We start from the raw sequence: 4,851 nt of genomic DNA, 5'->3' as shown, positions 1-4,851 counted from the left end.
ACCACAGCCACCGCACCCGGCGTCCGCACCACCTGCGCCGCAAACAACTCCGGCAACGTCAACCCCGAAACCTCAACCCCCGTGTCATTCCAGTCCACGAGCATCTTCCGGCGCTCGTCGTCGTCGAGGATCTCCACCGAGTTCATGCGCGTCGACGGGTCCGCGGCTACGGCCGACAGCACTCGGACCCAGCGGCGCGCGATCCGGTGGGCCGTCTCCTCGTCGAAGAGGTCGGCCGCTACCGTCACCACGCCGCGCATACCGGCCGGTGCACCGCCGGTACCGAAGGTCTCGGCGGCTGCGACCTCCAGGTCGAACTTCGCCGCGGCAGTTCCGCGGGTCATGCGGGACGCCTTGAGGCCGGACAGGTCGAGCTTCGCCGGACCGGCGTTCTGCAGCGTGAGCATGACCTGGAAGAGGGGGTGCCGCGCGAGGGAGCGGGCCGGCGCCAGTTCCTCCACGAGCCGCTCGAAGGGGACGTCCTGGTGCTCGAACGCGCCGAAGCTCGTCTCCCGGACCCGGTCCAGCACGTCGGTGAACGTCGGATCGCCGGAGAGGTCGGTGCGTATGACGAGCGTGTTGACGAAGAACCCGACCAGGTCGTGGAGTGCCTTGTCGGTGCGTCCGGCGATGGCTGAACCGATCGGGATGTCCGTACCGGCGCCGAGCCGGGACATCGTCACGGCGAGTGCCGCCTGGAGCACCATGAAGAGGCTCATGCCGCGCTCGCGTGCCATGGTGACGAGCCGCTCGTGCACGACGGCCGGGATCTCCAGCTCGGCCTGGTGACCGCGGTGGGTCGGGACGGCCGGTCGCGGCCGGTCGGTCGGCAGCGACAGTTCCTCGGGGACTCCCGTCAGGGCCCGCCGCCAATACTCGACCTGCTGGGACAGCACGCTCTCCGGGTCGTCCTCGTCGCCCAGCAGTTCCCGCTGCCACATGGCGTAGTCGGCGTACTGCACAGGCAGGGGCTCCCACGCGGGCGCCCGGCCCTCACGTCGCGCCGCGTAGGCCATCGACAGGTCACGCGCCAGCGGACCGGCCGACCAGGCGTCCCAGGCGATGTGATGCACGAGCAGGACGAGCACACACTCGTCCTGGCCCACCGTGAGCAGACTGGCTCGCAGCGGGATCTCCGTGGCCAGGTCGAAGGCGTGCCGCACGGTGTGCTCGACGGTCTCCGTCAGGTGTTCCGGAGCCACATCTGCGACGACCAGCTCGAAACCGGTCTCGTCGACGGGCAGGATGCGCTGATACGGCTCGCCGTCGGGCGCCGGGAACACCGTGCGCAGCACCTCGTGCCGTTGCAGCACGTCCCGCAGCGCTGCTTCCAGCGCTTCCCGGTCGAGCGCCTCCGGGAAGCGCAGCACCGTCGGGTTCGTGTACGTGGTGCTCGGCCCCTCCAGCTGTGCCAGGAACCACAAACGACGCTGGGCGAACGAGAGCGGGATCATCAGGACTCCTCCTGGCTGCGCATCGGCCGCAGCGCGGGCCTAGCTTTCCGACGGCTGTCACTTTGCTGTGCGAGCCAGACCGCGAGCCCGGCCGGCGTCGGGGTGCCGAAGACCGCCCGGATCGGCAGTTCCGTCCCCAGTTCCTCTCTGATCTCGCTGCTCAATCGGGTCGCCAGCAGCGAATGCCCGCCGAGGGCGAAGAAGTCGTCGTCGACTCCGACCTGCTCCAGGCCGAGCACGCGGGCGAACGCCCGGCAGAGGATCTCCTCCTGTGGCGTGGCCGGGCCGCGCCCCTGGTTTTCCGTGTACTCGGGCGCGGGCAGAGCCGCACGGTCCAGCTTCCCGTTCACCGTCAGCGGCAACGCGTCCAAGGAGACCACAGCCGAGGGCACCATGTGACCGGGCAGCCGGCCGCTCGCCCACGTACGCAGGGCATTGGGCAGGGCATTCGGCAGGTCCTCCGCCGTGGCGTCGGCGGGGGCGTAGGTGATCCCGCCGTTGGGGGCCGGGACCACGTAGGCGACCAGGCGCTTGTCGCCGGGAGTGTCCTGCCGTGCGATCACCGCGGCCTGCGCCACTTGCGGGTGCGCGGCCAGCACCGTCTCGATCTCTCCGGGCTCGATCCGGAATCCACGGATCTTCACCTGCTCATCGACTCGACCGGCGAACACCAACTGGCCGTCCCCGGTCCAGCGCACCAGGTCCCCGGTCCGGTACATCCGCTCGCCCGCATCACCGTACGGGCAGGCCACGAACCGCTCGCCGGTCAGGTCGGGCCGGCCCACATAGCCGCGCGCCACCTGTGCACCGGCGACGTACAGCTCGCCCGCGACACCCACGGGAACCGGCTGCAGGCGGGCGTCCAGCGCGTACAGCCGCGTGTTAGCCACCGGCCCGCCCACCGGCACCGCACCCGAGCCGATCGACTCCGGAGACAGCCGCGCCGTCGCCACCGCGATGGTCGCCTCGGTCGGGCCGTAGTGGTTGAACACCTCCTGCTCACCGGCCGCCGCCAGCAAGCCCGCCACCAGTTCCGGCGGTGCCTCCTCACCGCCCAGCACCAACGCCTTGCCCGGCAGCACCCCGGCGGCGCCCCCGGGCCCGGCCGCAAGCGCCGCGAGATGCGAGGGCACGGCCTTGAGGTAGTCGATGCGATGCTCCGTCAGATACCTGCTCACATCTACCGCATCGGTCACCGTGTCCTCATCCAGGATGTGCAGCTCTCCGCCGGTGACCAGACTGGCGAACACCAACGTGTTCCCCGAGTCGGTCGTCTGGGATTGCACCACCGCGTGGCGACCGGGCCTGTCGAGCCCGATCTGCCGGGGCACCGTGGTCACATAGTTGGCCAGTCCGCCGTGCGTGACCGCCACGCCCTTGGGCCGCCCCGTCGAACCCGACGTGTAGATCACGTACGCGATCTGGTCCGGCAACGGCGCTGTGGGCTCGGCCGGCCCCTCCGGTGCCGCCGACGGTTCCGGTTCCGGTTTCGTGGACGGCTGCATCGACTCGGACGCATCCATCGCGTCCACCGCGACCAGCCGATGCCCGCTCGACGGCAGTGACTCGAGGAGTTCGCCCGTGGTGAGCGTCAGCACCGCACCGCTGTCTGCCAGCACGTGCGCGATGCGTTCGATGGGCATCGTGGAATCGACCGGCACGTACGCCGCCCCCGCCTTCCACACACCCAGGATCGCAACGATCGTCTGCACCCCGCGCGGCAGGCACAGACCCACCACGGTCTCCGCGCCCACGCCTTGATGCCGCAGGTAGCGTGCGAGCCGGTTCGCCCGTGCCTCCAACTCCGCGAACGACACCTCCGCACCGTTCTGGACCACCGCCACCGCGCTCGCGGTACGTCGCACCTGAGCCTCGAACAGGGCGGGCACCATCGACGCGACGCCCCCCACCGCCGTGTCGTTCCAGTCCGTCAGCAGCCGGTCCTTCTCGACCGTGTCCAGGATGTCCATCGACGACAACGAGCTGTCCGGGTCGTGCTCCAGGGCAGTCACCACGCTGTCCAGGCAGGTGTGCAGCAGCCGGCACACCGCCTGCCCGTCTACCGGGGCCACCGCGTCCACATTCAGTCCGAACCTGGACTCCAGGTCGTCCACCGACACAGCCACCGGGTAGTTGGTGGCGGTCCGGGCGTACACGGTGCTCATGCCCTTGGACGAGGTGGCGGCGTGCGGGCCGGGCTCCGTCTGCGGGCGCTTGCCGTGCCGGTAGTTGAACAGCGAGGTGAACAGCGGGCTGCCGTTGGGGACGCCACTGGCCTGTTGCGCCAGCCTGAGCGGCGCGTGCTCGTGCACGAGCAGTTCCGCGAGCTGGTCGCGTACGCCCTGCAGTGCCCGGCCCACACCGACCCCGTCGACACGGACGCGAACGGGCAGGGTGTTGATGAACAACCCGGGCACCCGGTCCGCACCCGCACCGGCGTTCATGCGTCCGAACAGCACGGTGCCGAACACGACGTCGTCGCGGCCGCTGATGGTGGCCAGCACCCGCGCCCAGGCCAGGTGGAACACGGTGGCCGGGCTCGCACCGAGTGAGCGGGCGACGTCGCGTACTCGCCGGCCCACCGCGTCGTCGACGTCCAGGTGGGAGCGCTCGACACCGCTGCCGTCACCGTGCACGTCGAGCAGACCGTACGGAGCAGTGGTCTCCTCCACATCGCCCAACAGGTCGGCGAAGTACCGCTCGTGCTCCTCCCGTGTCACACCGAGTCGGGCCTGCGCGACGAAGTTCCGGAAGGGCACCGGCTCGGGCAGGGAGTCCTCCCGTCCCGACAGGAACGCTCGCATCTCATCCAGCAGCACGTCCTGGCCGGTGTGGTCCTGGACCAGGTGATGCATCCGCAGCAACGCCAGCCACCCACCGTCCTGGTCAGGCTGTGCGGCGATGTGCACGTCGATCAGCGGCGCGCGCCGGATGTCCATGTTCGATCCGGCGGCCGCGATCAACTGCTCGACCAGGTCGGGGACTTGCAGGTCGAGAGAGACTTCGTGGACGGGCAGTTCGGCCGTCCGGACCACGACCTGCACCGGCTCACGCAGTTGCTCCCACACGATCGCCGTGCGGTAGATGTCATGCCGGTCCACCACCCGCTGCAGAGCGCCGAGGAAGGTGTCCAGGCGGTCCCGTGAGTCGAACTCGATGACCCGCGGGGCCGCGTACACGTCCGTGCCACCGTCGGTCTGGAGCAGGTGGTGGAAGAACAGTCCCTCCTGCAGAGGCGCCAGGGGATACACATCAGCGATGTTGGGCGCGCCACCCTGGACCGTCGCGACGATCCGCTCGACCTCCGCTTCGGACAGCTCGACGAGCGGGAGCATGTCCGGGGTGATGTGTTCGGCGCCGAGCGGGATGCGGTTCTCCGGAACGTCGATCGTGTCCG

The 4,851-nt window shown here is 69.9% G+C and carries 2 protein-coding genes; both read right to left on the bottom strand.

Annotation, left to right across the window (positions count from 1 at the left end; genetic code table 11):
• Nucleotides 1-1,454, bottom strand: a 1,454-nt coding sequence (locus ACIQU3_RS36810; protein WP_403744462.1) for a condensation domain-containing protein, incomplete at its 3' end; no start/stop codon positions are given.
• Nucleotides 1,454-4,851, bottom strand: a 3,398-nt coding sequence (locus ACIQU3_RS36805; protein ID WP_403930155.1) for an amino acid adenylation domain-containing protein, incomplete at its 5' end; no start/stop codon positions are given. The genes ACIQU3_RS36810 and ACIQU3_RS36805, both read right to left, overlap by 1 nt.

Source organism: Streptomyces sp. NPDC101110 (assembly GCF_044759525.1).
Taxonomy (GTDB): domain Bacteria; phylum Actinomycetota; class Actinomycetes; order Streptomycetales; family Streptomycetaceae; genus Streptomyces.
The sequence above is the reverse complement of the archived record's forward strand: the minus strand, read 5'-3'. Positions and strand labels throughout refer to the sequence as shown.